This window comes from Bartonella sp. AR 15-3, from assembly GCF_002022445.1.
Taxonomy (GTDB): domain Bacteria; phylum Pseudomonadota; class Alphaproteobacteria; order Rhizobiales; family Rhizobiaceae; genus Bartonella.
Genome location: NZ_MUYE01000001.1, coordinates 1,537,849 through 1,562,876, shown reverse-complemented (window position 1 = coordinate 1,562,876; position 25,028 = coordinate 1,537,849). Strand labels below are relative to the sequence as shown.

16 protein-coding genes are annotated in these 25,028 nt (G+C 35.0%); 7 read left to right on the top strand and 9 right to left on the bottom strand.

The genetic code is table 11. The annotated features are described in order from the left end of the window. Positions 1 to 203: 203 nt before the first annotated feature. Together dnaJ and dnaK are read right to left on the bottom strand one after the other, a co-directional pair. Positions 204 to 1,331: a molecular chaperone DnaJ gene (gene dnaJ / locus BAR153v2_RS06935; RefSeq protein WP_078680866.1), complete on the bottom strand. Its 1,128-nt coding sequence runs from the start codon at positions 1,329 to 1,331 to the stop codon at positions 204 to 206. A 155-nt stretch (positions 1,332 to 1,486) separates the two neighbouring features. Beyond that, positions 1,487 to 3,376 (bottom strand): molecular chaperone DnaK, encoded by a 1,890-nt coding sequence (gene dnaK / locus BAR153v2_RS06930; RefSeq protein WP_078680865.1) that lies wholly within the window; start codon positions 3,374 to 3,376, stop codon positions 1,487 to 1,489. An 874-nt stretch (positions 3,377 to 4,250) separates the two neighbouring features. Here dnaK and BAR153v2_RS06925 point away from each other — a divergent pair. The 3 genes from BAR153v2_RS06925 (at position 4,251) to BAR153v2_RS06915 (ending at position 7,851) form a co-directional block, all read left to right on the top strand. Beyond that, the gene (locus tag BAR153v2_RS06925; protein WP_244548664.1) at positions 4,251 to 4,787 is read left to right on the top strand and encodes a copper chaperone PCu(A)C; all 537 of its coding nucleotides are present in this window, start codon (positions 4,251 to 4,253) and stop codon (positions 4,785 to 4,787) included. A gap of 529 nt (positions 4,788 to 5,316) precedes the next feature. Next, positions 5,317 to 6,039 (top strand): response regulator transcription factor, encoded by a 723-nt coding sequence (locus BAR153v2_RS06920; RefSeq protein ID WP_078680863.1) that lies wholly within the window; start codon positions 5,317 to 5,319, stop codon positions 6,037 to 6,039. 39 nt (positions 6,040 to 6,078) lie between these two features. Continuing rightward, entirely contained in the window at positions 6,079 to 7,851 is a 1,773-nt protein-coding gene (locus tag BAR153v2_RS06915; RefSeq protein ID WP_078680862.1) for a sensor histidine kinase, read from the top strand. A 392-nt stretch (positions 7,852 to 8,243) separates the two neighbouring features. Here BAR153v2_RS06915 and grpE read toward each other — a convergent pair whose 3' ends face one another. Together grpE and hrcA are read right to left on the bottom strand one after the other, a co-directional pair. Further along, positions 8,244 to 8,903: a nucleotide exchange factor GrpE gene (grpE, locus tag BAR153v2_RS06910; protein WP_078680861.1), complete on the bottom strand. Its 660-nt coding sequence runs from the start codon at positions 8,901 to 8,903 to the stop codon at positions 8,244 to 8,246. Between the two features lie 120 nt (positions 8,904 to 9,023). Beyond that, the gene (gene hrcA, locus BAR153v2_RS06905) at positions 9,024 to 10,094 is read right to left on the bottom strand and encodes a heat-inducible transcriptional repressor HrcA (protein ID WP_078680860.1); all 1,071 of its coding nucleotides are present in this window, start codon (positions 10,092 to 10,094) and stop codon (positions 9,024 to 9,026) included. 519 nt (positions 10,095 to 10,613) lie between these two features. On the opposite strand from hrcA, the gene BAR153v2_RS06900 reads away from it, so the two are divergent. Then, the gene (locus tag BAR153v2_RS06900; protein ID WP_078680859.1) at positions 10,614 to 11,261 is read left to right on the top strand and encodes a non-canonical purine NTP pyrophosphatase; all 648 of its coding nucleotides are present in this window, start codon (positions 10,614 to 10,616) and stop codon (positions 11,259 to 11,261) included. Beyond that, positions 11,258 to 12,457 carry a radical SAM family heme chaperone HemW gene (gene hemW / locus BAR153v2_RS06895; protein WP_078680858.1) on the top strand — a complete coding sequence of 400 codons (1,200 nt, stop codon included), beginning with the start codon at positions 11,258 to 11,260 and terminating at the stop codon, positions 12,455 to 12,457. Before BAR153v2_RS06900 ends, hemW begins: the two co-directional genes overlap by 4 nt. 51 nt (positions 12,458 to 12,508) lie before the next feature. Here the strand turns inward: hemW and dapE are convergent, their stop codons facing one another. The 3 genes from dapE to BAR153v2_RS06880 form a co-directional block, all read right to left on the bottom strand. Further along, the gene (gene dapE, locus BAR153v2_RS06890; protein ID WP_078680857.1) at positions 12,509 to 13,675 is read right to left on the bottom strand and encodes a succinyl-diaminopimelate desuccinylase; all 1,167 of its coding nucleotides are present in this window, start codon (positions 13,673 to 13,675) and stop codon (positions 12,509 to 12,511) included. A 198-nt stretch (positions 13,676 to 13,873) separates the two neighbouring features. Beyond that, entirely contained in the window at positions 13,874 to 14,602 is a 729-nt protein-coding gene (locus BAR153v2_RS06885) for a M48 family metallopeptidase (protein WP_078680854.1), read from the bottom strand. A gap of 34 nt (positions 14,603 to 14,636) precedes the next feature. Further along, complete coding sequence (locus BAR153v2_RS06880) at positions 14,637 to 15,416, bottom strand: carboxylesterase (protein WP_078680856.1); 780 nt, start codon at positions 15,414 to 15,416, stop codon at positions 14,637 to 14,639. A 195-nt stretch (positions 15,417 to 15,611) separates the two neighbouring features. Between BAR153v2_RS06880 and infC the strand changes: the two genes are divergently transcribed. Together infC and BAR153v2_RS06870 are read left to right on the top strand one after the other, a co-directional pair. After that, complete coding sequence (gene infC, locus BAR153v2_RS06875) at positions 15,612 to 16,130, top strand: translation initiation factor IF-3 (RefSeq protein WP_078680853.1); 519 nt, start codon at positions 15,612 to 15,614, stop codon at positions 16,128 to 16,130. 199 nt (positions 16,131 to 16,329) lie between these two features. Then, positions 16,330 to 18,096, top strand: coding sequence for an ABC transporter ATP-binding protein (locus tag BAR153v2_RS06870; protein ID WP_078680852.1), 1,767 nt, complete (start codon positions 16,330 to 16,332; stop codon positions 18,094 to 18,096). Between the two features lie 34 nt (positions 18,097 to 18,130). On the opposite strand, the gene BAR153v2_RS06865 is transcribed toward BAR153v2_RS06870, so the two are convergent. Both BAR153v2_RS06865 and BAR153v2_RS06860 read right to left on the bottom strand, forming a co-directional pair. After that, complete coding sequence (locus BAR153v2_RS06865) at positions 18,131 to 22,786, bottom strand: translocation/assembly module TamB domain-containing protein (protein ID WP_078680851.1); 4,656 nt, start codon at positions 22,784 to 22,786, stop codon at positions 18,131 to 18,133. Then, the gene (locus BAR153v2_RS06860) at positions 22,786 to 24,753 is read right to left on the bottom strand and encodes an autotransporter assembly complex family protein (protein ID WP_078680850.1); all 1,968 of its coding nucleotides are present in this window, start codon (positions 24,751 to 24,753) and stop codon (positions 22,786 to 22,788) included. Before BAR153v2_RS06860 ends, BAR153v2_RS06865 begins: the two co-directional genes overlap by 1 nt. Positions 24,754 to 25,028: the final 275 nt, after the last annotated feature.

Here is a 25,028-nt window from a genome sequence, read left to right as displayed (position 1 = left end):
CTTTTCTTAATGGAATTTAGGAAAAATAAAAACAATTTTTAGCTATTCAATCCATTGAAAATCATCAATTTTTATCAAATCCTCCCGAAATAATAATGAAAAACAAACAAGCATAACTTGTTTCAAATAATTTAAATATACAATTAATAATTTTGAATTGTTATTATAGATTAGCTTTTTAAGTTTCTCTTACACTCAATTTATTAACTTTGATTAGCAATATTATCAAAAAACTCCTTCATACGTGCAAAAAAACCATGTGATTGCGGTGAATTTTCATGATTTGAAAGCTTATCAAATTCTTGTAATAATGTGCGTTGTTCTTGAGTCAATTTTTGTGGTGTTTCAATAGTGATGTGAATATAAAGATCACCTTTCGCTTGTTGACGCAACATGGGCATTCCCTTACCTTTTAAGCGGAATTGACGCCCGTTTTGTGTACCCTCAGGCACTTTAACTCGTGCTTTAATACCATCGAGGCCGGAAACCTCAAATTCACCTCCTAAAGCAGCTGTAACCATTGAAATAGGCACACGACAATGAAGATCGGCACCGTCTCTCTGAAAAAATTCATGCGCTTTAATGGAAAGAAAAATATAAAGATCACCTGCAGAACCACCGCCAATACCTGCATCTCCTTCACCAGAAAGACGAATACGCGTACCATCTTCAATACCTGCTGGAATATTGACACGCAATGAACGATTTTCTTCAACTTTCCTTGTCCCATGACACTTTAAACACGGATCCGTAATAATTTCGCCACGACCATGACAAACTGGACATGTCCGTTCAATAGAAAAAAAGCCTTGTGCAGCACGTACGCGCCCAGCTCCATGACAAGTCCCACAAGTTGTTGGTTTAGAACCTTTTTTTGTACCTAATCCTTCACAAGCATCACAAACAACCGAACTTGGAATATTAATTTGCGTAGTTTTTCCCGTGAAAGCCTCTTCCAACGTCACTTCCATATTATAACTTAAATCAGCTCCACGCTCACGGCCATCGCTACGTTTACGATGCCCACCTCCCATAATTTCACCAAAAAAATCCTCAAAAATATCAGCAAAACCGCCACTAAATGGATTAGACCCTTCACGACTATTATTTTCAAAAGCTGCATGACCAAATCGATCATAAGCAGCTCGTTTTTGAGGATCTTTAAGAATCTCGTATGCTTCGCCAATTTCTTTAAATTTCCGTTCCGCCTCTTTATCTCCTGCATTACGATCCGGATGATATTGCATCGCTAGTTTACGAAAAGCAGATTTCAACTTTTTATCATCACATCCACGGGTTACGCCAAGAATTTCATAATAATCAACCTTCATCATGTATTCCCGATAAATTTTTTGTCATCCATTCCAGATAACACTTGTTTTAATTTAGTTTTTCGAAAAACGTAGAAAGAACTGCAACTAAACAATAAAGCCCAGCCTTATATCTCACAGGCCAGGTTATTAATTTACGAATGCACTTGCTTTAACTATTTCTTCTTATCATTAATTTCTTCAAAATCAGCATCAACAACATCATCATTTTTCGTACCTGCTTCAGTATTAGCCTTAGCTGACGAATCTTCATACATAGCCTGCCCAAGCTTCATACTAGCTTCTGCTAATTTTTGCATTTTTGTCGTGACTTCTTCAGCGTCATTACTCTCAAGAGCTGTCTTCAAATCAGCTATCGCTGTTTCAATCTGACTTTTATCTTCAGCTGATAACTTATCACCATACTCATTTAATGATTTCTCAGTTGAATGGATAAGAGACTCCGCTTGATTTTTAGCTTCAACATTTTCACGACGTTTTTTATCTTCAGCAGCATGTGCTTCTGCATCCTGAACCATCTTTTCTATATCAGCATCACTTAAACCACCCGATGCTTGAATACGAATCTGATGCTCCTTACCAGTTCCCTTATCTTTAGCAGAAACATTTACAATACCATTCGCATCAATATCAAAAGTAACCTCAATCTGAGGAACACCACGTGGTGCTGGTGGAATACCAACGAGATCAAATTGAGCTAATAACTTATTATCATTAGCCATTTCACGTTCACCTTGAAAAACACGAATAGTCACAGCATTTTGATTATCATCAGCCGTCGAAAAAGTTTGCGACTTTTTAGTAGGAATAGTGGTATTACGTTCAATTAAACGTGTAAATACTCCACCCAACGTTTCAATACCTAAAGACAAAGGTGTTACATCCAGAAGCAATACATCTTTTACATCACCTTGTAACACTCCCCCTTGAATGGCAGCACCCATAGCGACAACTTCATCAGGATTAACACCTTTATGTGGATCTTTGCCAAAGAAGTTTTGTACAACTTCCTGTATCTTAGGCATACGAGTCATACCACCCACTAAAACAACTTCATCAATCTCGTTGGCACGCAATCCTGCATCTTTTAACGCTGCTTTACATGGCTCAATAGTTCGCTGTACTAAATCTTCAACTAAAGATTCAAACTTGGCTCGTGTCAATTTCATTGTCAAATGCTTAGGACCAGACTGATCAGCTGTAATAAATGGTAAATTGACCTCAGTTTGCTGTGAAGAAGAAAGTTCAATCTTTGCTTTTTCTGCAGCTTCCTTCAAACGCTGCAACGCTAGTTTATCATTTTTTAGATCAATCCCTTGCTCTTTCTTGAATTCCTCTGCAAAGTAGCTAACTAGACGCATATCAAAGTCTTCACCACCTAAGAACGTATCTCCGTTGGTCGATTTAACTTCAAAAACACCATCTCCAATTTCAAGAACAGAAATATCAAATGTACCACCACCAAGATCATAAACAGCTATCGTTTTTCCATCTTTCTTATCTAAACCATAAGCCAAAGCTGCTGCTGTAGGCTCATTGATAATCCGTAAAACCTCAAGCCCAGCAATTTTGCCAGCATCTTTAGTAGCTTGACGCTGTGCATCATTAAAGTAAGCCGGAACAGTAATGACAGCTTGCTCGACCTTTTCACCCAAATAAGACTCTGCAGTTTCTTTCATTTTTTGCAAAATCATTGCTGAAATTTGTGATGGAGAATATTTTTTACCTCCTTCCTCAACCCACGCGTCACCATTGTCACCTTTAACAATTTTATAAGGTACAAGCGCTTTATCTTTTTCAACCATAGGATCATCAAAGCGACGCCCAATCAAACGCTTAACTGCAAAAACTGTCCCTTCAGGATTTGTAACCGCTTGCCGTTTAGCAGGTTGCCCAACAAGCCGTTCTCCACTATCAGTGAAAGCAACAACTGAAGGTGTTGTCCGCGCTCCTTCTGAGTTTTCAATGACCTTTGAATTTGTGCCATCCATAACAGAAACACAGGAGTTAGTCGTCCCCAAATCAATACCAATTACTTTTGCCATATTTTAATCTCCACTCAGCAAGCTGTCTAAATCTTTATCAAGCAATCTTTATCAAGCATTTTTCTTTGACAGCTCCTCATTACATTCTATACCTTACATTAATTTTAAATTAAACAAATAATAAATTGAGAATCATAACAAGCTTGTTTCTTGGTATATAAGAACATCTTTTTATCCCTACAAGAGAATAAAGAGAGAAACATCACTAAAATAAAAATTTACCCTTAATATCTTCATCTCAAAATCATCATTTACAGCATAAAGTAAGTAGAATAATATACTCTTCTTCCAATTCTTATAAAAATCATGAATTGCATAATAAAATTATAAAGAATAGAATCAGTTTTTAGCTTTCGTTGTTCTGTTTTACATCTCATAGCCATACGAAAAATATCAAGTAAATATTTTTTATGAAAATAGCTCATCACAAAATATTATATATAAGCATATTTGACTACAAAATAATCTATATTTAGATAAAGTGTTTTTTACTTCGATTATATTGTTAAAGGCATTTTTTAAAATACCTAATCACGACATTATCTGTGAATTTAGCCTCAATAACTTTTCCTTCATTACATAATTACTAAAAAATTTAAAATTCCTATGAGTATTGTATCCTAAAAATATAATGATCCCTTAATTCGTATATTTTTAAAATTTGCAAAAACATAAAAGTAAATCGTTTATTTCCATGATTTCTTGTGATTATTTTAAATTTTTTTCTTGTCCAACCAATACGCATATACTTTGCGTTCTCTTATAAATCAAATCAATATAATGTGAACAATACTCCCCTGTATTTTGAACAAAGTTCTTGCTTGAAATAAAGTAAAGCATTTATATAAAATGAAGATAAAAAAGAGGATCAACTATCATGACGCTTATTACCAAAAAAATAAAAGATTTCTTTGTATATAAGACCGCTGTAAAATACTCAATTAAAAACAATATTATCACTCTTTTATGTGTTTTTATTTTTATAGCTTTACCCTCAACTATAAATGCCCACCAATACAAACTCGGTGATTTAGAAATCATTGATCCTTGGGCACGTACAAAACCTAAAAATACAAAAGTGGGTAGTGGTTATCTTTACATTATCAATCACAGCGATACTCCTGACCGATTGATTGCTATTTCAACAAATGAAGCAAAAGAAACAGAAATTCATTCTATGTCAGTAACTAATAATATCATGGAAATGAAAAAGATACCAAATGGCATTGAAATTCCAGGGAATGGTGAAATCACCCTTAAACCTGGTGGTAATCACATTATGTTTATAGGACTTTCACAACCATTTCAACAAAATGAAAAAATTAATGCAAAATTAATTTTTGAGAAAGCAGGAATAATCGAAGTTGACTTTTTGGTCAAAACAATAGGAGCAAAATTTCCTTCTAAATAAGTTTTTTCGTAATCTTAATTCTATCAATAAAAAGCGTTAAAATTTCCAATATTTGACTTTTTTATAAGGATACACTTTTGTAAAAGAATTCTTATTATTATCTTTCATTTATCACCGTAAATAAAAATAACACTCTACAAATAATCAACGATCATCTATCTTTTAATCTGAATACTACTTTTTCTATCTCAAGCTGAAACTTATCAAATGTGCTTTCAAAAACGTTTCTTTTTTTGACCTTATTATAAACTATTATTTTTACAAAATTGAATAAACTTTATCTGCTTTTTTTAGGCACAAACAGAGTAAAATTTGATAAAAAACATCCTAATAAAATTTTATATCGAGAAAAGGGATCTTAATACGTAAACAAGCGTTACAAAATTGTAAAGAAAATAATCTTTACTACAAAAACAAAAGGTTCTTGTCTTTGCTACAATTTGTTCCATATTTGTTTTGCAAATAAAACGTGAACTCCTATATATATTATGAAGGGTTTGCTTCTACAGCGAGAGAGGTTTAAGAAACCATGAAGGATACTCCAACCGTCACCCAAACGATTGTACTGGTTGACGATGATTGTAATATTTTAACATCTTTATCTTTTGCCCTTGAAACAGAAGGGTATCGGGTTGAAAGTTATACAGATGGATCAGCTGCACTTAAAAATTTAACAATTCACCCTCCACACTTAGCTATTTTTGATATTAAAATGCCACGAATGGATGGTATGGAGCTTTTGCGTCGTTTACGTCAAAAATCTGACATTCCAGTTATTTTTCTAACCTCTAAAGACGATGAAATTGATGAACTGTTTGGTCTCAAAATGGGAGCTGATGATTTTATCACAAAACCTTTTTCTCAACGTCTTCTTATTGAGCGAGTAAAAGCTGTTTTACGTCGTTCCCATGCCCGCAACCAGCCACTTCCAATAGGAACAACATCAACTTCTTCTCTCAAACGTGGTGATCTTATTATGGATCAAGAGCGCCATATCTGTACATGGAAAAACAAACCTGTTATATTAACAGTTACAGAGTTTTTGATTCTGCAAACTTTAGCGCAGCGACCAGGAGTTGTTAAAAGTCGTGATGCTTTAATGGATGCTGTCTATAACGATCAAATTTATGTAGATGATCGTACTATTGATAGTCACATTAAGCGTTTGCGTAAAAAATTTAAACAAGTAGATAATGATTTTGCAATGATTGAAACGCTTTATGGTGTAGGTTATCGTTTTCATGAAGTATGAAATCGCTTTGCCGCAACAGGTTAAACAACCAAAAACTCGATGAGAAAAAATACTCTACTAAATAAATCATTAAATAATACTTCTCCGATACAACTTTCTATGTTTTTTCATTTGTATTTTCAGATACAGCGGCTTTTGAGACAATTATTCTTTTCTAGTCTCACACGCCGTATTGTTATCTTAAATCTTGCTGCTCTTGGTATTTTAATTACAAGTATTTTATATCTTAATCAATTCCGCAATGGTTTGATTGAAATAAAAATTGAAAGTTTGCGCACCCAAGGAAAAATTATTGCTGGTGCCATTGCTGCCTCTGCGACAATAGAAACAAATTCTATTTTAATTAACCCTCAAAAACTTTTGGAATTACACGCTGGGGAAAGTACTACACCAATGCTTCAATCAACTGATACTTGGGATTTTCCCATTAATTCCGAACAAATTGCTCCACTTTTACGACGTCTTATTGCACCAAAAACGACAAGAGCACGGATATATGATCGTGACGCAACTTTGCTTCTTGATTCACGTGTTATTTATTCGAGTGGTGAAGTTTTTACCTATGATTTACCTCCTATCCAAACAAAACAAAATTTGTGGGAGTATTTAAAATCTTTGTTTTTCAATACACTATACAGCAACGGTATTGCTGTCGATAGAAGACAAGCAAAAGATAATGAAGCCCTTCACCCTGAAGTTTACCTAGCATTAAATGGCTCTTCTGCCACTGCTAAACGACGTAACAGACAAGGTCAATTAATTGTTTCGGTTGCTGTACCTGTTCAACGTTATCGTGCAGTAGTTGGTGCTCTTTTGCTTTCAACTACTGGTTCAGACATTGATGATATTGTAGAAAGTGAAAGATTAGGAATTTTAAAAATCTTTGCCGTTGTTGGAAGCGTTTTTTTAGTCCTTTCTCTATTTTTAGCTCATACTATTGCGCATCCACTAAGTAAATTATCTTCCTCCGCTAATCGTGTGCGTCATGGTCGCAGTAAGCGAATAAAAATTCCTGATTTTTCAAAACGCGAAGATGAAATTGGTCATCTTTCTACCTCTATTCGTGATATGACCAACGCTCTTTATACACGTATTGAAGCTATTGAACGTTTTGCAGCCGACGTAAGTCATGAATTAAAGAACCCTCTCACCTCGCTGCGAAGTGCTGTTGAGACATTACCACTAGCTAAAAATCAAGCACAACAGACACAATTACTTGAAATTATCCAACATGATGTGCATCGTCTTGATCGTTTAATTACCGATATTTCTGATGCATCGCGGTTAGATGCAGAACTTGTTCGCGAAACTGCTAAAATAGTTGATATGAGTTCATTGTTAAAAAGCCTTATTCAAGCTATTCGTGAAGTCCATTGCAACAAACAAGATATTGATATTAATTTTAATATTATCCCACGGACTAATGGTAAACCTTATTTAATTGTAGGACATGAATTACGTTTAGGTCAGGTAGTTTCCAATCTCATTGAAAATGCACGTTCTTTTGTTCCTCGTAAAAATGGTAAAATTTGTATTACGATGAAAAATAACACTTCAACTCTCATTTTAACTGTCGAAGACAATGGCCCTGGTATTCGTTCAGAGAATATTGAACGCATTTTTGAACGTTTCTATACTGATCGATCAAGCAAAAATGCTTTTGGACAACACTCAGGACTTGGCCTTGCAATTAGTCGGCAAATCATTGAAGCTCATAATGGAACTCTCATGGCTGAAAATATTGTTGATCCCACATCTAAAAAAGAAAAAATTGGTGCTCGATTTATTATCACTCTTCCACTTGCCAAATAACTCCCCTTCTAAATGAAAAAGAAAATAATCACTTTCTATAATCATCTAGGTACAAAATGTGAATAATTAATTATAATTCTTACAAAATCAAATAAAATGCAAAATCACTTCTAAACTGGAAATCAAAAAAATTGAAATAGTTTAAATTCTCCATAGTACAATTAATAATTGTAGGTCCCAATTAACTAGATACCTAAAAATTTTCTCAAATAATTTTATTGTTTTTATATCCTTAATTTCAAGCATAATTTTTTCATAAAAAACCATACTAAAACAATTGAGTTGTTTTTTATCTTAAAAAGCAAAATAGTTTTAAAACTATTCAATGCAATACTTTATACGAATGTAGATTAAAAATTAGCGCTTCATGATAAAAAATTTTTTCAATACATTTACACCGTTTCAGATTCAACAGAAACTTCTTTTACTTTTCCCTTAGTTACACCAACTATCGCCGGACGTAAAACACGTTCACCAATAATATAACCTGCTTGAACAACTTGCTGAACAGTATTTTCTGGCACATCAGCATTGGGGATTTCAAACATTGCTTGATGAAAATGAGGATCAAATTTTTGTCCTTCTGGATCAATTTTTTTTACCCCGTGACGCTCTAAAGCTGTCATCATTGCACGCTCGGTCATTTCAACACCTTCTATTAATGTTTTCAAACCAGGATCATTCTCACCTGCATCTTTTGGAATTGCTTCCAATGCACGTTGCAAATCATCAGAAACAGATAACATATCACGAGCAAAATTGGCAATTGAATATGTTTTGGCATCAGCTATATCACGTGCTGTTCGACGTCGAAGATTTTCCATATCTGCTGCGAGACGTAAAATTTGATCTCTTAGCTCCTTATTTTCATCCTGCAAAATAACTAAAGGATCAGTAGGCTTAATTTCTTCTGCCTCAGCATTTGGGCAATCTTCTTCGTGCATGTTTAAAAACTCATCCGAAGCTTGTTTAAGTACCTCACGATCAACTGAATTCTTCAAATCGCAATTTTCAAATGAAGCATCAACAAATTTGTTTTTTTCATCAGACATAAAAACTCTATTCCTTCATAAAATTTATACTCTTGATATCGAAATTTTTCAAACAAAAATCAAGAGCTCTTTACTTATTCGTTAGCACAATGATCACTCCTAATACAACATTCAACCATGCTAACGTAACAATTGTGATACAAGTTGAGCCGTATAATCAACCATAGGTACAATCCTTGCATAATTAAGACGTGTTGGCCCAATAACACCTACAGCACCAATGACTCTTTTTTGTGTATCACAATAAGGAGCTACTACTAAAGAAGAGCCAGAAAGTGAAAATAATTTATTCTCTGAACCAATAAAAATACGCACCCCTGATCCTTCATCTGCTAAGTCAAGCAATTGTGCCATGCTTTCGCGTGTTTCAAGGTCATCAAACAAATATCTCAACCGTTCTAAATCTTCTCCTACCTTCACATCTCCAAGTAAGTTGCTTCGCCCCCGAACAATAAGATGTATTTTATGATCTGAATCTTCTCCTCCCCAGAGAGCTAAACCAGTTTCAACAAGATGTTGAGACAATTGATGAAGAGCAGCTCGTGTTTCTGAACATAAACGTGCAACTTCTATTTTTGCTTCATTAAGTGTACGTCCCTGTATATGAACATTGAGAAAATTTGTTGCTTCTGTCAATTGTGCATGTGTCACACCTTCCGGTAACTTAATAATACGATTCTCAACATCACCTTTTTGTGTGACTAAAACTGCAAGAGCATGCTCTCCATCAAGACGTACGAATTCAATATGCTTCAGTGTACCTTCCTGTTTCGTTGCGAGAACTAATCCTGCTCCTCGTGAAAGACCTGAAAGAATTTGGCTCGCTTGAATTAAAAAATGTTCAACCGATTGTGCATTACCAGCTTCTTTAACTTGGTTTTCAATATTTTCACGTTCCTCGGTTGGTAAATCGCCTACTTCCATAAATGCATCAACAAAAAATCGCAAACCTGATTGTGTTGGCATTCTCCCTGCAGATACATGGGGCGCATAAATTAAACCAAGATGCTCAAGATCACTCATCACATTGCGAATTGTTGCAGGGGATAACGTTTGTTGTAAAAGACGCGAAAGATTACGTGAACCCACCGGTTCACCATCATTAAGATAAGCTTCAACAATATGACAAAAAATATCACGTGAACGCTTATCAAGAATTTTTAAGGAGTCATCAAGAGGTATTTGCTTCATAACGATCGTTTCACTATTTTAAAAATACTTCTTTATTATATAAGTTCTTCAAAAAGATGGTCAAATAATCTAAATACAGCATAAAAGATATATCGCATATCTATTACAATAATACCATTATAAAATACGAATAATCGCCTTAGGATAAATATAAAAAATGTAGAATTATGTCTCATAAAACTAAAAATAATTATTTTACAATTGTCTAAACTGATTACAAATACAATCAATTGTATTCTGCAATAAATTTTTAAAAATCATTTGAAGTCTATTCCTTACAATATATAAAATATTAATTCATGCTATAAAAATTCACAAATTAAAATTGATACCAAATTTTGCTACTTAATGAATCAATACACTGTATATAAAAAATTTAAGCAACTACCAAAAAAATTTTAATAATGTCACATTTTTTGTTGTATTGGAATTGCCAAAATCATTGTTACCAATTTTTATTTTATACAAATAAACCCTTAGTCAAACCGAGAATATTGCTTCATTTTAGGAAACATATATATGAGAAGTATAGCAATCAAAAAACTTATTATTGCTACGCATAACGCCGGTAAATTGAATGAAATTACCACATTGATTGCTCCTTTTGATATAACAACACAATCAGTAAAAGAACTTGGCTTGCCCGAACCAAAAGAAATAGGAAGAACATTCGAAGAAAATGCTTATATCAAAGCTTTTGCAGCTGCAAAAGCCACAAGCTTCCCTGCTTTATCTGATGATTCTGGCATAGAAATAGACGCCCTAAATGGTGCACCAGGTGTTTATACAGCTGATTGGGCTCTCCAACCCGATGGTACACGTGATTTTCTAAAAGCTATGCAAACAGTAGAAAATGAATTACAAAAAGTTGGCTCTCTTAAAAAAAATCAACGTAAAGGCCGATTTATATCCGTTATTTGCCTTGCATATCCCGATGGACATGCAGATTATTTTTGCGGCAGTGTTGAAGGTACATTCATTTGGCCACCACGAGGAAACAAAGGTTTTGGTTTTGATCCTATTTTTGTACCTGATGGATACGAAAACACCTTTGGTGAAATGTCAACAGAACAAAAACATAACTGGAAACTTAATGGTCAAACACCTCTTTCGCACCGCGCACGCGCCTTTAAACTCTTTGCGGAAAATTTTTTAGTTCTCTCATGATGAAGCCCTTTGGTATTTACATTCATTGGCCGTTTTGTATGAGCAAATGTCCTTATTGTGACTTTAATTCGTATGTTCGTATAAATGGAGTAGATCAATCGCGTTTTGCAAACGCTTTTGAACGTGAAATAACAACACAAGCTCATGAAATAGGCCCTCGTCGTATTACAAGCATTTTTATCGGCGGTGGAACACCTTCCCTTATGACACCTCAAACTGTTGATCGTTTATTACAAGCTGTCGCAAAAAACTGGACAATCGATGACAAAGTTGAAATTACACTTGAAGCTAATCCTTCTAGTGTAGAAGCAAATCGCTTCCGTGGTTATCACTTAGCAGGTGTTAACCGTTTATCTCTAGGTGTACAAGCACTCAATGATAAAGCATTACAACAACTTGGTCGTCTCCATAACGCTAAGCAAGCCCTTCATGCTATTAATTTAGCACGTAAAATTTTCCCACGTTTATCTTTTGACTTAATTTATGCGCGCCCCAAACAAACACTTAAACAATGGAAATCTGAACTTTTGCAAGCCATTAATTTGGCTACAGATCATCTCTCTTTATACCAACTCACCATAGAAGACGGAACAACGTTTAAAAAGCTTCATGCAGCAGGAAAACTAATCCTACCAGCATCAGAGCAAGCAGCAAATCTTTATACCCTTACCCAAGAAATAACCACTATGCATGGTCTGCCAGCCTATGAAATATCAAATCATGCGATTCCTGGTGCTGAGTCATGCCATAATCTCCTTTATTGGCGGTACCATGAATATGCAGGTTTTGGTCCAGGTGCGCATGGGCGCTTTATCAAGCAGTCACTGAAAAATTCTTCTCTTTTCTCAGAAAAATTACCATCCAAAACTGAAAATCATAACCGTTATGTTACCATAAATGAAAAACATCCCGAAAATTGGCTTGAATTAGTAGAAACTACAGGGCATGGTTGTATTAATACAGAACACTTGTCTCGAGAACAACAAGCTAACGAAATGCTGCTCATGGGCTTGCGTCTTACAGAAGGACTTGATCTAATACGCTATGAAACTTTAAATCGCCAAAGTTTATCGTCAAAAAAACTGATCCATTTACAACAACAAGGATTAGTGGAAATAACGGACAATAAACATTTAAAAGCCACAATAAAAGGACGCATTTTTCTTGATCACATTATTTATCAATTAGCAAACTAAAATCTCTGAAGCCTCATCCTATCTATGTCACTAAAATAATTATTACTTCATTTACGCAAAAAAATCGGTGATAAAACGTTCATAAATAGAAGTTAGATTTTCTATAGCATCAAGAGTCACACATTCATCAACCATATGCATAGTGAGCCCTGGCAAACCAAATTCAACCACCGGACAATAGTCTTTAATAAAACGCGCATCCGAGGTGCCACCAGAAGTTGAACATTCCGGAATATTCCCTGTTACACTTTTAATAGCATTTGACAAAATTCCAACCAATTTATCATTCTTGGTCAAGAAGACACCCCCTAAACCATATATCCATTCAAGCTGATAATATGGTAGTTGATCATTTTTAGAATGTACAGAAGCAAGGCGCTTCTCAATTTCAGCAACGAGTGCTTCTTTTGTCCAAAGATCATTATAACGTATATTAAAACGAATAACTGTTTGTGCTGGAATAATATTGACAGAAAAATTTCCTGTATCAATGCTTGTTAATTCTAAATGACTTGCTTGAAAATCCTTTGTTCCTTGATCCAAAGCATTTTGTGTCAACGCTTGAATAAGCTTATTTGCCAAAGGCAATGGATTCACTGCTCGCTCAGGGAAAGCAACATGACCTTGGCAACCTTTAATCGTAATAATACCAGAAATCGATCCTCGCCGTCCAATTTTGATCACATCACCAACAATATTAACGCTTGTTGGCTCACCCACAATGGCTGCATTCCATTTTTCACCTTTTTGTACTGCCCATTCTAAAAGCTTGACTGTACCGTTTATCGCAGGACCTTCTTCATCACCGGTTATTAAAAAGCTTACCTTTCCCTTGAGTGTTTTTTTCTCCAGAAACCGAGCCAGCGCCGCTATAAAACAAGCGATCCCACCCTTCATATCAACAGCGCCTCGCCCATATAATTTTCCCTGATTTATTACTCCCTCAAAAGGAGGATAAGTCCAATTTTCTAGTTTACCGGGTGGTACTACATCACTATGGCCAGCAAACATAAGATGCGGACCTTCACTGCCTATCTTTGCATAAAGATTTTCAACATCTTCTGTATTTTTATCAACAAAAACAGGACGCTCAACACAAAATCCCATTTTTCTTAAAAAGTGCTCCAAAGTGGATAAAGCTCCTGCTTCATGGGGCGTAATAGAAGGGCAACGAATAAGTATCTGTAAAAGCTGAACAGGATCTGTAAGAACAAGCATAAATGCTATTCCAATCTAAAAAGAGCAATTTTAAAATGCTAAACTTAATCACACAAAAGATAAAGTAAAAATATTGAGTCTATCACCAAATAAAGCAAAGCTTCGTTATTTCATCCCCCTATAGCCCAGATTATATCACGTAACACTATCCAGCATACAAAAACAATACATACATAAAAAAAGAATCATATTTTTACATTAGTGAAAATTAATCCTTTGAAGTGTATAGCCATTTTTCTTTAACCAAGCTTGATAGGTTTTTCTCTCAGGACACAGCTTTTCACAAAGAGACCAAAATCGTTCTCCATGATTCATTTCAACAAGGTGAGCTACTTCATGTGCAACAACATACTCAACAATTTCTTTTGGCGCCATAATAAGACGCCATGAAAAAGAAAGACGACCACCTGTTGAGCATGATCCCCAACGTGTTCTAGTATCTTTATAACTAATTGATTTAACCTTTCTCCCCACCTTGTTTGCATAATGAACCACTAACGGTGCTATAATAATTTTAGCTTGTTTTTTTAAAACATCAGCAACACGTCTTGGAAGATGTTCTGATCGACTGTAAATAATGATCTGTGATTCTTGTCCAGCATCACCTGTAATAATTTCAGCTACTCCACGTTTCTCTTTACGCAATATAACATGTGAAGCCCCCAATACAGGAATTCGTGACCCCTCTTTGAGATGAGAATCTTCGTTGATAATTCCTCCACGAGCAAAATGCTTTTCAATCCAAGATCGATGTTTTGCAATGAACCACTGAATCACACTTAGCGCTACTGCAGGCGGAGTTATCAAATAAATCTCTTGTCTGGCTACATCAATACGCAAGGTAAGACGGCGTGCATTTTTGTGTTCTTTTACCCGCAAAGGTACACGACAACTAGAGAGAATAAAGTCCTCTTCATACACAACCATATATTATATCTCTCATAATAAATGAACATAACCTTTATTCAGCATTGAATCGATCAATCAAAGACATCAACACCTTTTCAAGACAATCCAAATCTTGGGGACGTGAAAATCGGTGATCTGCATCACGCACAAGAGTTAATGTTACATCATGCAAAGGCAAATAATCAAGTAAAGTCAATGTATGCTGATAAGGTATCTTATCATCTTCCATCCCTTGCAGAATATGAATTGGACATCCAACATCTATGCATTCTTTCATAACACTGTTGTTTCGCCCATCTTCAATTAATGCCTTTGTAAAAAGTAATGATTCTAAACCATCCACCGAAGGTCGTTCACAATAGCCTTTTTCCTCGAGCATCCTCCATTCCTCTACGCTTAAAGCAGGTTCCACCAAAGTCTGCGTAAAATCAGGAGCAGGTGCAATTAAGATCATCCCAACAGGCGCCTTGTTTTTTTGCGCGAGTATCATAGCAAGCCTTATAGCAATCCACCCCCCCATAGAAGAACCAATCAAAATTTGCGGACCTTCACAATAAGCCTCAATAACAGCTAAACTCTCTTTAACCCAGCGCGAAATTGTTCCTTGAAAAAAATCTCCTTTCGACTCTCCATGACCAGAATAATCAAAACGCAAACAAGAAAAATCATTTTTTTGCGCAAAACTATTAACTACCGTCGCTTTACTCCCTAACATATCAGATCTATAACCAGATAACCAAATTAAACCAGGAGAGCGACTGCCTTTGTGGTGACGAACAGCAAGAATCGTATTTTCAAATGAAAAAAATTGGCAAGGAATATTCTGATCCATTATCACCCTTTCTTCAGAGAATATTCTTTTTACAAAAAGGGAATCACTGTATTTCAAAGTAATATAACAAATAATCTTTATAATGATAATGAAAAAAGCGCGAATTTCTGTTGTTTTTCTCTCTATATATTGTATACTGCTCCGTTAGGAATTAATTGATATTAAGGAGCATAAACCATTCGTCGACCATTTAAAATAACCCCTAGCCCCAAAGATGGGTTGCGTTCAAATCGCGATATTCGAGTGCCTCATGTCCAATTAATTAATGATGAAGGACAACATCAGGGGATTGTTACAACACAAGAAGCGCTCTCTATGGCAGCAGATGCTGGGCTTGATTTAGTTGAGATTGTGCCAAATGCAGAGCCACCTGTATGTAAAATTATTGATTTAGGCAAACTAAAATATCAAAATCAAAAAAAAGCAGCTGAAACGCGTAAAAAACAAAAAACTATCGAAATTAAAGAAATTAAAATGCGACCTAATGTTGATATTCATGATTATGAGGTCAAGCTAAAAGCGATCCGTCGTTTTATTGACAATGGTGACAAAGTGAAGATTACTTTGCGTTTTCGTGGTCGTGAAATGGCGCACCAAGATCTTGGAATAAAGCTTCTTCAGCGGGTTAAAGAAAATACAAGCGAAATTGCCAAAATCGAATCTGAACCAAAGTTTGAAGGTCGTCAAATTATGATGGTAATAGCGCCTAAATAATTTTAATGACAATTTCAACCTTATAAAGCTTATTGAAAATGTATAAATGTAGTTTTGTACATTGCAGGGTTGTCGCGTTATACTTTTTTAATAAGAAATTAATGATTAATCCGTAGAAAAAAGGTTATTTATCAGAAGCCCTCAAACTCTCCTATAAAGGATGATTTGATATTGCATAAAAAAGTGATAGAAGTGCTGCATGGCCAAAACACAAATATCCTCTTCTGATAAACATCTCATCATTCGGCTTTTAAAAGAAAATTTTCATAAACATATATGCTGCTATAGTGTAGCCATTGTTTCAATGATCATTATTTCCTTTACCACTGTCATCAGCGCATGGATTATGCGCGATGTGGTCAATCATATTATTGATGGACAAAATTTTCATATGATTGTTTTTATTTCCAGTGTTATTGCTTTTATTTTCATTCTTAAGGGGATTGCAACTTTTACTCAAACTTATTTTCTAAGCAAAGCAGGCAATAGTATTGTTGCTGAACAACAACGTAAAATTTATAGACATCTCATCAAACAAGGCGTCTCTTTTTATCAAAATAATACTTCATCTGATCTTCTTGTCCGTGTAACCCACAGTGCAACAGCAGCGCGCAATATTATTGATATTATTATCACAACATTTGTGCGTGATTTACTTTCTGTTACTGGTCTTTTGTTTGTTATGTTTATTCAAAATTTCACATTAATTGCCATTACCTTAATAGTGGGTCCATTAGCATTTTTAGGAATTCGAATAGCCTTAAAGCATGTTCGTAACCTTATGGAAAAAGAACTTCTTTCACTCGGAGAAATTATCAAAATCGTACAAGAAACAACGATTGGTATTCATGTCATAAAAGCTTTTTCACTCGAAAAATTGATGCAAAAACGCATGAATAAAGCTATTTATGATGTTGAACAACAAGCAAATAGTATCGCAATGCTTGAAGCTGCTACAAATCCAATTATGGAAACACTGACTGGCATTGTGATTGCAGGTATTATTTGTTTTACCGGCTATCTTGCAAACCAGCGTACAGGCGTTCAAGGTGAATTAATGTCCTTTATTGTTGCTTTACTTTTAGCCTATGAACCAGCCAAAAGACTGGCAAATGTGCGTGTTAAAATTGAATCTGGTCTGGTTAGCATCCATACAATGTTCGAAATACTCGATCATCCTCTTACAGTTATGGAACATAAAGAAGCTAAAGATCTTAATAAAATAAAAAATTCTATACGCTTTGAGCATGTTTCCTTTGCTTATACTGATAATCATATGGTGCTAAACGATATTAATCTAGAAATTGAAGCAGGAAAAATGACAGCATTAGTGGGGCCATCGGGTTCAGGAAAATCAACCTTTATTAACCTTCTTATGCGTCTTTATGATCCCACTCAAGGCCGTATATTGATTAATGATCAAGATATCCGCTACGTCACATTTCGTTCCCTTAGAAACCTTATGGCCTACGTAGGACAAGATACTTTTCTATTTCAAGGAAGTGTTAAATACAATATCAGACTTGGAAAAGAAGGAGCAAGTGATAACGATATTATTAAAGCTGCAAAAGCAGCCAATGCTCATGACTTTATTATGGCGTTACCCAATGGGTATGATACACAAGTTGGAGATAATGGTAATAATCTGTCAGGTGGACAAAAACAACGTATTGCCATCGCTCGCGCCATGCTTCATGATAGTGAAATCTTGCTTCTTGATGAAGCAACAAGTGCATTAGATTCACAAACTGAGATACAAATCAATGAAGCTCTTGATCAGCTTACACAAGGGCGTACAACTATTGTTATTGCTCATCGTCTTTCAACGATTGCACGTGCTCATAAAATTATTGTGATACAAAATGGGCGTCTCATTGAACAAGGAACCCAACAAGAATTACTAGCAAAGAAAGAAGGCGTCTATAAAAAACTTCATCACATCCAATTTAAAGAACAGAACTTTTAAATAATAAACTTTATCACTATCACTAATTCTTAAGTTAATAATCTTTTTCATAAAACAAGCCAAAACTCCTATTTTCTTCACTGCCTATAGCCCCTTTAGCTTTAAGATGGCGTGAAATATCCAAATTAATTGTTCCTTTCGTTGTTCCATTGGATCCTGCTTCAAAACCCAAGTAAATATTATCATGGATATAGCGTCCAACACGTAAACCTGTGTTGCCTTTTTTATCGACAACAACATCAAGATCATCGAGACCAATATGGGTGCGTAAAGTATTCAATAAAGATGTATTAGAAGCACCAGCAAACTCAGCTGCCGCTGCTGTAAGCTGAACAATTTGAAATGGCGATAATTCGTTAAGGGAGCGATTGAAAATCAAACGTGCTAATACTTCATCCTGTGGCAAAATAGGCTGTGAAGAAAACTGAATATCAAGATTATCAATTGTCCCTCTTACTATCACATTAACACGAATATCGCCATTATTATTATTGGTAATAAAATAAACAGTAGGATTAAGATTACCGTTAAAGCTTGCCTGTCCTTTTTCGAAATTGAGACGTTGTGAAAGAATATCAAACCTTCCGCGAATCATTTGTAATTCACCAACCGGACGCATAGCTTGTAAAGGACCTTTTAAATTAATACTCCCTCCTAATTCAGCATCTACCCCTCGACCACGTACAAAAAACTTGTTGTGTGCATTAATTTTTACATCCAACCGCACAACAGAAGAAGACTTTTCAGAAACATTTTGATTATGACCATAAGTTTTAACATTAGCTCGTTCAAGTGTTTTTTGAATCGGTGCAATTAAATTCTTATGTTTAAGATCTAAAAAAGCCGAATTTTTAAAATTATCAGGGATAAGAAACTCTGCTTTTTCAACTGTGATATCTCCACCAATAACAAGATCACGCAAAAAATAACCAGTTACTGTCATTTCGCCTGTTAATGTTGCAAAAACCATAGATCCATCATTATAATGGGCATGATCAAGATAAATCACTAAATTGGTCTGTAAATCATTAGAAATGCGGCCTGAAGCAGAAAGAGACCCTCCATAAGATGAAGAAGCATAAGCATTCTCTAAAATTATATGATCGCCATTCAGTTTGGCTTCAAACCTTATATTATTCAATTCTAAATTTGTTTGTGTATCCAAAAAATGACCATTAGATACAGAAAAGTGTCCTTCTAATTGTGGCTGAGACAATGCACCACTGATGGTGCTATCTATTTTTACTATTCCCGCTACATGCGCACCACGTTCAGCTACAAATTGATTCATAAAGCCAAGAGGCATCATGCCTTTAATACGCAATGCAACTTTCGAATTATTCAAAGAAATTTGTCCATTAACAGAAAGATCCAAATCCTTAGCACCTGATGCTATTATATGCTCAATATGAAATATCGATTGTTTATAAAAACCACGGATATTCATATTAATTGACTCTTGTCCTTTATGAGTCATAACTGTCAAATTTTGACTAGAGAAATCAAAATGGGTAGACAAACTCTTCCAATCTCCACCAATATCAACCTTACCAACCACTTCTCCTCCAAGAAGCTGTCTCTTAATAAAACCATTGATCAAATGTGCAGGAAAATTTTTTAAATTAACATGTAAATCAAAACTGCTCTTATCTAGAGGGACTTTTCCTTGTGCTTGCGCTTGCAATCCATCTCCACTCAGCTCAGCATATAAAAGAAGGTCCTGATTAACCGTTTTACCCTTAGCAGAAAAAGCAAAAGGCTTTACTTTCTTTTCTTGAAAAGAAGCAATCGTCAACTCTTGACCCCTTATATCATAAATTATCTCAGGCTTTGTAAAACTCCCATGAACCATAATATATCCTGTTAAAGTCCCGGCAGCATCAAGATCTGGTTTCCAAAGATTCGCTAATGTGGCAGGAACGGCACTCATTGTAAGATGCAAACTAAGAGTATCTTGAATATTGCCTGAAAGCGCGATCTCACCTTCATTGATAGAAATTCCTAACTTACTCATCGTTATTCCATTTTTATCGAAGAGGATGCTCACTGGTTTAAGTAACGCTGCGTGCAAACTGGCTTGTTTCAAATCTATAGTTTCAAGCTGCACTTTTTGTTTCACATCTGCAGGTAGCCCTTCTGTTATAACGCGTCCAGAAAGCTTTGCATTCGTATCATTATGCAATACTGCCTGAACATTAAAAACTGTTTGTCCATTGTTATTCACAGCTTGAGCATTCAAATGATTTACCATCACGAATGGTGTCCGAATATGTTCTGCATTAACGGAACCTTTAAATTGTATCGCACCAAAAGGATTAAATATATCAGCTTGTATAGCCAATTTTTTTATTTCATTTTTTGCAAGTATAAAATGGTTAACATCAGCTTTTAAATTTGCTATTTGTTGGTTATTTACTTTATCAAAGATAAAATCTCCTTTCACTTTCCCACTCCCTTTTTGCAAAAATAATGCAGAAAGAATTGAAATATCGTCCGCATCAATATGCAAATTTCCTTTTAAAAAACGTTCAAACGTTTGAGCAATATCACCGGTTATACGCGCACTACCCCCTTTAATATTTATATCCTGAAGTTTCCAGATATGGGCGGTATTGTTAAAAGCAGCGGATAGCTCTAATGGTTTCTCAGCAAAAGTCCCCTTTCCCTCTATAAAGCCCGTTAAATAGGAGTCAACTGGTGATGTATTATCCATAAGCGCATTAACATTGAATATTGTATTTTGAAGCTTTTTCCCAACCAAAAAAGCTTCAACAATTTGAGCCTTTGTACTGATTGTTATAAGACTATTATGTCCTCTAGCTGCACCTTTAATTGTAGCAGAGCCCTCCATTTTTGGATCTAACAGAGTAAGATTAGATATTTGGGCAGAAAAATCCATTTTAGCACTTTCTCTGCCAAAATAGCCATCAGCTTTTATATTGGCAAACTGATTTTTTAAATGGAAATCGTTTACAATTAAACCTATTGCATTCCGCGCAATATCACCTGAAAGAAAAAGCTCTCCCTTTAATAAATGATCAATTGCTCCCCTTCCTATTGTAGCATTGTCAGTTATGCCTAAAAATTTAAGATCAAAAGTACCTTTAATTAAATTAAAATTTCCTTTTGCTTTAATATCCGCACTACCAGAAAATGACTGCCCATTCAACAAACCCAAAGGTGCTAATGTCCGCGCTTTTACGCTAAGATCGCCTTTAAAAATGAAAGAATCCATTTGTCCTTTTAACCAAATAGAAAAATCCTGAGCTGTAATACTAAAATTATGGATTGACATTGGTTTTCCAGAAAAAATATCCGTATCAAGATGCATATAAATCGGTTGATTTAGATCTTCTGAAAAACCATCCTTAATCTTTGTAACTCCCTGAAGAGTACCATTAATCTGAATACCTACATGACGAGAAACTAAATTATCAAGATTTTCACTCACACCCCCCATATCAAAAACGGCATCACGAATATGAACATTGTCATTGCTCAAATGATGTATGGCAAGCCGTCCTTTCCAAGTTTGTTGTCCTTTACGGCCATAATCAACTGTTAAAGCAAGATTATCTAGGCGTGTTCGTGTCTCTAATTGTGGTAAGGGAGCTGATGATTTTTCTTTATCAAAAGCTATTTTGCCATCAATAAAAAGACGTCGTAAAAATCCATCATTCGCTATTTCAGCATTAGCTACAACATCAATTGCATCTCCTTGAATAGTCATATGATTAAGCTGCATTGCACCTTCGTTTGTCACCGTTGCTTTTGCTTTTAAAGCAACATTAGATTCAAAGAAACTACGATATTGAGATTGAGCAGGCATTAAAAAACCGATTATTCCTTCTAAATTCGTTATAAGACTATAACCTTCTAGAACTCCTGCAAGAATAAAATTGCCCTCTACAATAGGTTGCTGATTAGCTTTTAAGTTAATCATAATAACCAAATCATCAAAAGTTCCATTACCTTTAATTGAGAGGTTTAATGCAGGACGCTTTTCAAGATCAAGAATATTAGCCATAATACCATTTTGCGGTTCGTCAGCAATAATATCAATTGTAGCTGTACGATCGTCCTTGGATATTTTTGTCAAGATAGAAAAATAACCTAATTCATCTAAACGTTGAAACTCTATATTGGTATCCAGCTCATTATTATCTAAGGTTAAATGCCCTTTTAATGATACATCAGAAGCAAAGCCAAAAATGTCCTTTTCAAAAGTCAGGCAATCAACCATTAATGTATTAACAAAAATTGCCATAGGCAATTTGGGTATAGAAAACTGATCAGCTTCAAAAAAATAAATTGAGGATGAGTTTTGTGGTTGGCGTAAAAATATAATTTTTTCTGCTGAAAGTTGATTAATTTCAACATGTCCTCGCAACAAAGCTAAACGATTCCAATCGACCTTAGCGTTGTTAATTTTAAGCCAAATACCTTTGTTATCACTTATAGTAATTGTATCAATAGAGGCCTGTGAAGATAATACTCCCTGGACGTTATGCAAACGAATTTGTCGATTAGGTGCTGAAATTTTACGTTCAATAAAAGAGACAAGCCATGAACGATCATTTCTTATTTCTTCTCCAGTGAATGAATTTCCTCTCTGAACAAGTAAAAAAAAGCTTATCATCAAAAGAGAAAATCCAAATAAAAAAAACCTCAAATACCACATTTTTTTCATTAGAACGCTTGTCCTATACCCACATAAAAACCAACACGAGGATCACCTTTCTCTCGCTTAAAAGGAAAAGCTACATCAAACCGAAAAGGGCCAAAACCAGTCATATAACGACCTCCAATACCCATTCCCCATTTCATTTGTTGTGAAAAATTAAAATGCGTTTTTTCCCCTACAAAACCGCCATCAATAAAACTCACAAATCCTATTTTATTGTTAAAGAAAAAGCGTAATTCAGCTGACCCTTCAACAATAGAACGCCCACCAATAATAGTATCATTTTCTGTTTTTATGCCAATATTGCGATAAGCATAACCTCTAACAGATCCACCACCACCAGCAAAAAAAAGAGTACCTGAAGGCAATTCAGCTATATTACCTCCAATAATCGTACCAAACTTTACTCGTGTTGAAAAAATAAAATGATCTTTTACATCAAACGCCCAATAAGACCGACCTTCTATTGTCATTTTTGTCACAAAACTATCAAAACGCATTTCATAAAGCGATTCAAGAACTGCTTCACCATATAGGCCTTTTGTTGCATTAACTGTACTATTACGGCCATCATAAATCATACCACTCAATAATCCAATTGTAGTGAAATGACGGTTCCCAAAATAATCATCACGTGAATAACCATTAAAAGTAGCTAAAGCAACTCGCCCTGATAACTTATCATTAAAGATATGCGTAATCCCTAACTGCGCTTTGAGAGCTGTCGTAGTATAATTATCTAAAACATCTTGTTCTCCTTTCAGTTCTGCCGCAAAATCCGTATCAGGAGTAATGATGCCAGGCTTAATGAATGTCGCTCCCAAAAGATAATCAAAATTTTTCGGATGATAAGATTCTTCTTTTCTACTACCAATATCACTTATTTTAGTCTCAATTTTAAGGTGTTCTGCCTGCCCAAAAAGGTTATTGTGCATCCAATAGGCTTCAAGCCCTGCACCATCTAATGTTGAATAGCTACCACCAATGCCAAAACGTCGTGGTTTACGTTCTTCTAAAGTAAGTGTCAGTGGTAAATGACCATCGGAACTAATTGTTTCAGCCTCACGCAAAGTCACTGCACGAAAAACATCAAGTCGTGCAAGCCGTTTATTTGCTTTGATCAACGCATCAGGATTATATTGTTGACCTAATTTTAATCCTGTCATCCATGCAATATAGGCTGAATCCATACGTGGTTGTTCACTCACATTACGCACATTTAAAGAGCCGTAATAAGCCTTTTTTCCAGGATTAACTGTAATCTGCGCATCAACAAAGCGCGCTGCATGATCAGCAACCATATCACGATTCACAATATTTGCCTTAGCATAACCTTGTTGGCGCCATCTTTCTATTAACCACCGTTCTGCTTTAAGAACAGTCTCAGATTTTGCAACAGCACCAACCTTATAACCTAAATTTTCCACTGAAAGAATTTCACCTATTTTATACTTTTCAAGAGAAAAATCTTTATTGAAATTCGCAACATTAAAAACATATTGTGGACCAGCATCAATTGTAATGATAATACTCGACTGGGCAGGTAATTGAGCCAAAGGGCTTAAGTCAGAAACTTCTAAACCATTAATTTTAATACTAATGATACCACCATAACGTCCATCAGCATAGAGAGCTGCAAGTATCGTCCGATAATCTGAACGGGCTTTAGCTAACAAACCAGATGAATTTGCTACTGTTTTACCTTGATCAGAAACAAGAGAAGACGCAGCTTTAGCTATTTTAATCCCTTCTGATGAAGCCTCCGGTGGAGCAACTACCTTAATTGTATAAGATTTTTCTGCACTATTTATTCCATATGGAAAAGAAGCTGAATTTTTTTTTCCAAATAAATGAAAACCAAAAAGCTCAAATGCTACAACTGACCGTGTAAAAGTAAAAATTAGGCATAAGGCTACCACTACGCTATATGCGGTTATTAATTTCAGCGAAATTCTTGTCTGACATATTACCAAATTAGGTACCCTTAACAAACATTTTAACGTTTTTTCTTATAAATAAAATCGACTAAAGAATGATAAACATTGTTTTTTATTTAAATTCTTCACCCTTTAATTACATTAAGTAATATACTTTTCTTAAATATGTTATTTCATAGCTCTTTTCCCTTTTTTCTTCGTATTCACAAGATTTTCAAGAACTGTGAAACAAGGCTTTGTGTAGTGTTATATTTTTATGTTTTTAATACATTCATTTAATTGATTTTAAATACTTTATTGAAGCATATATA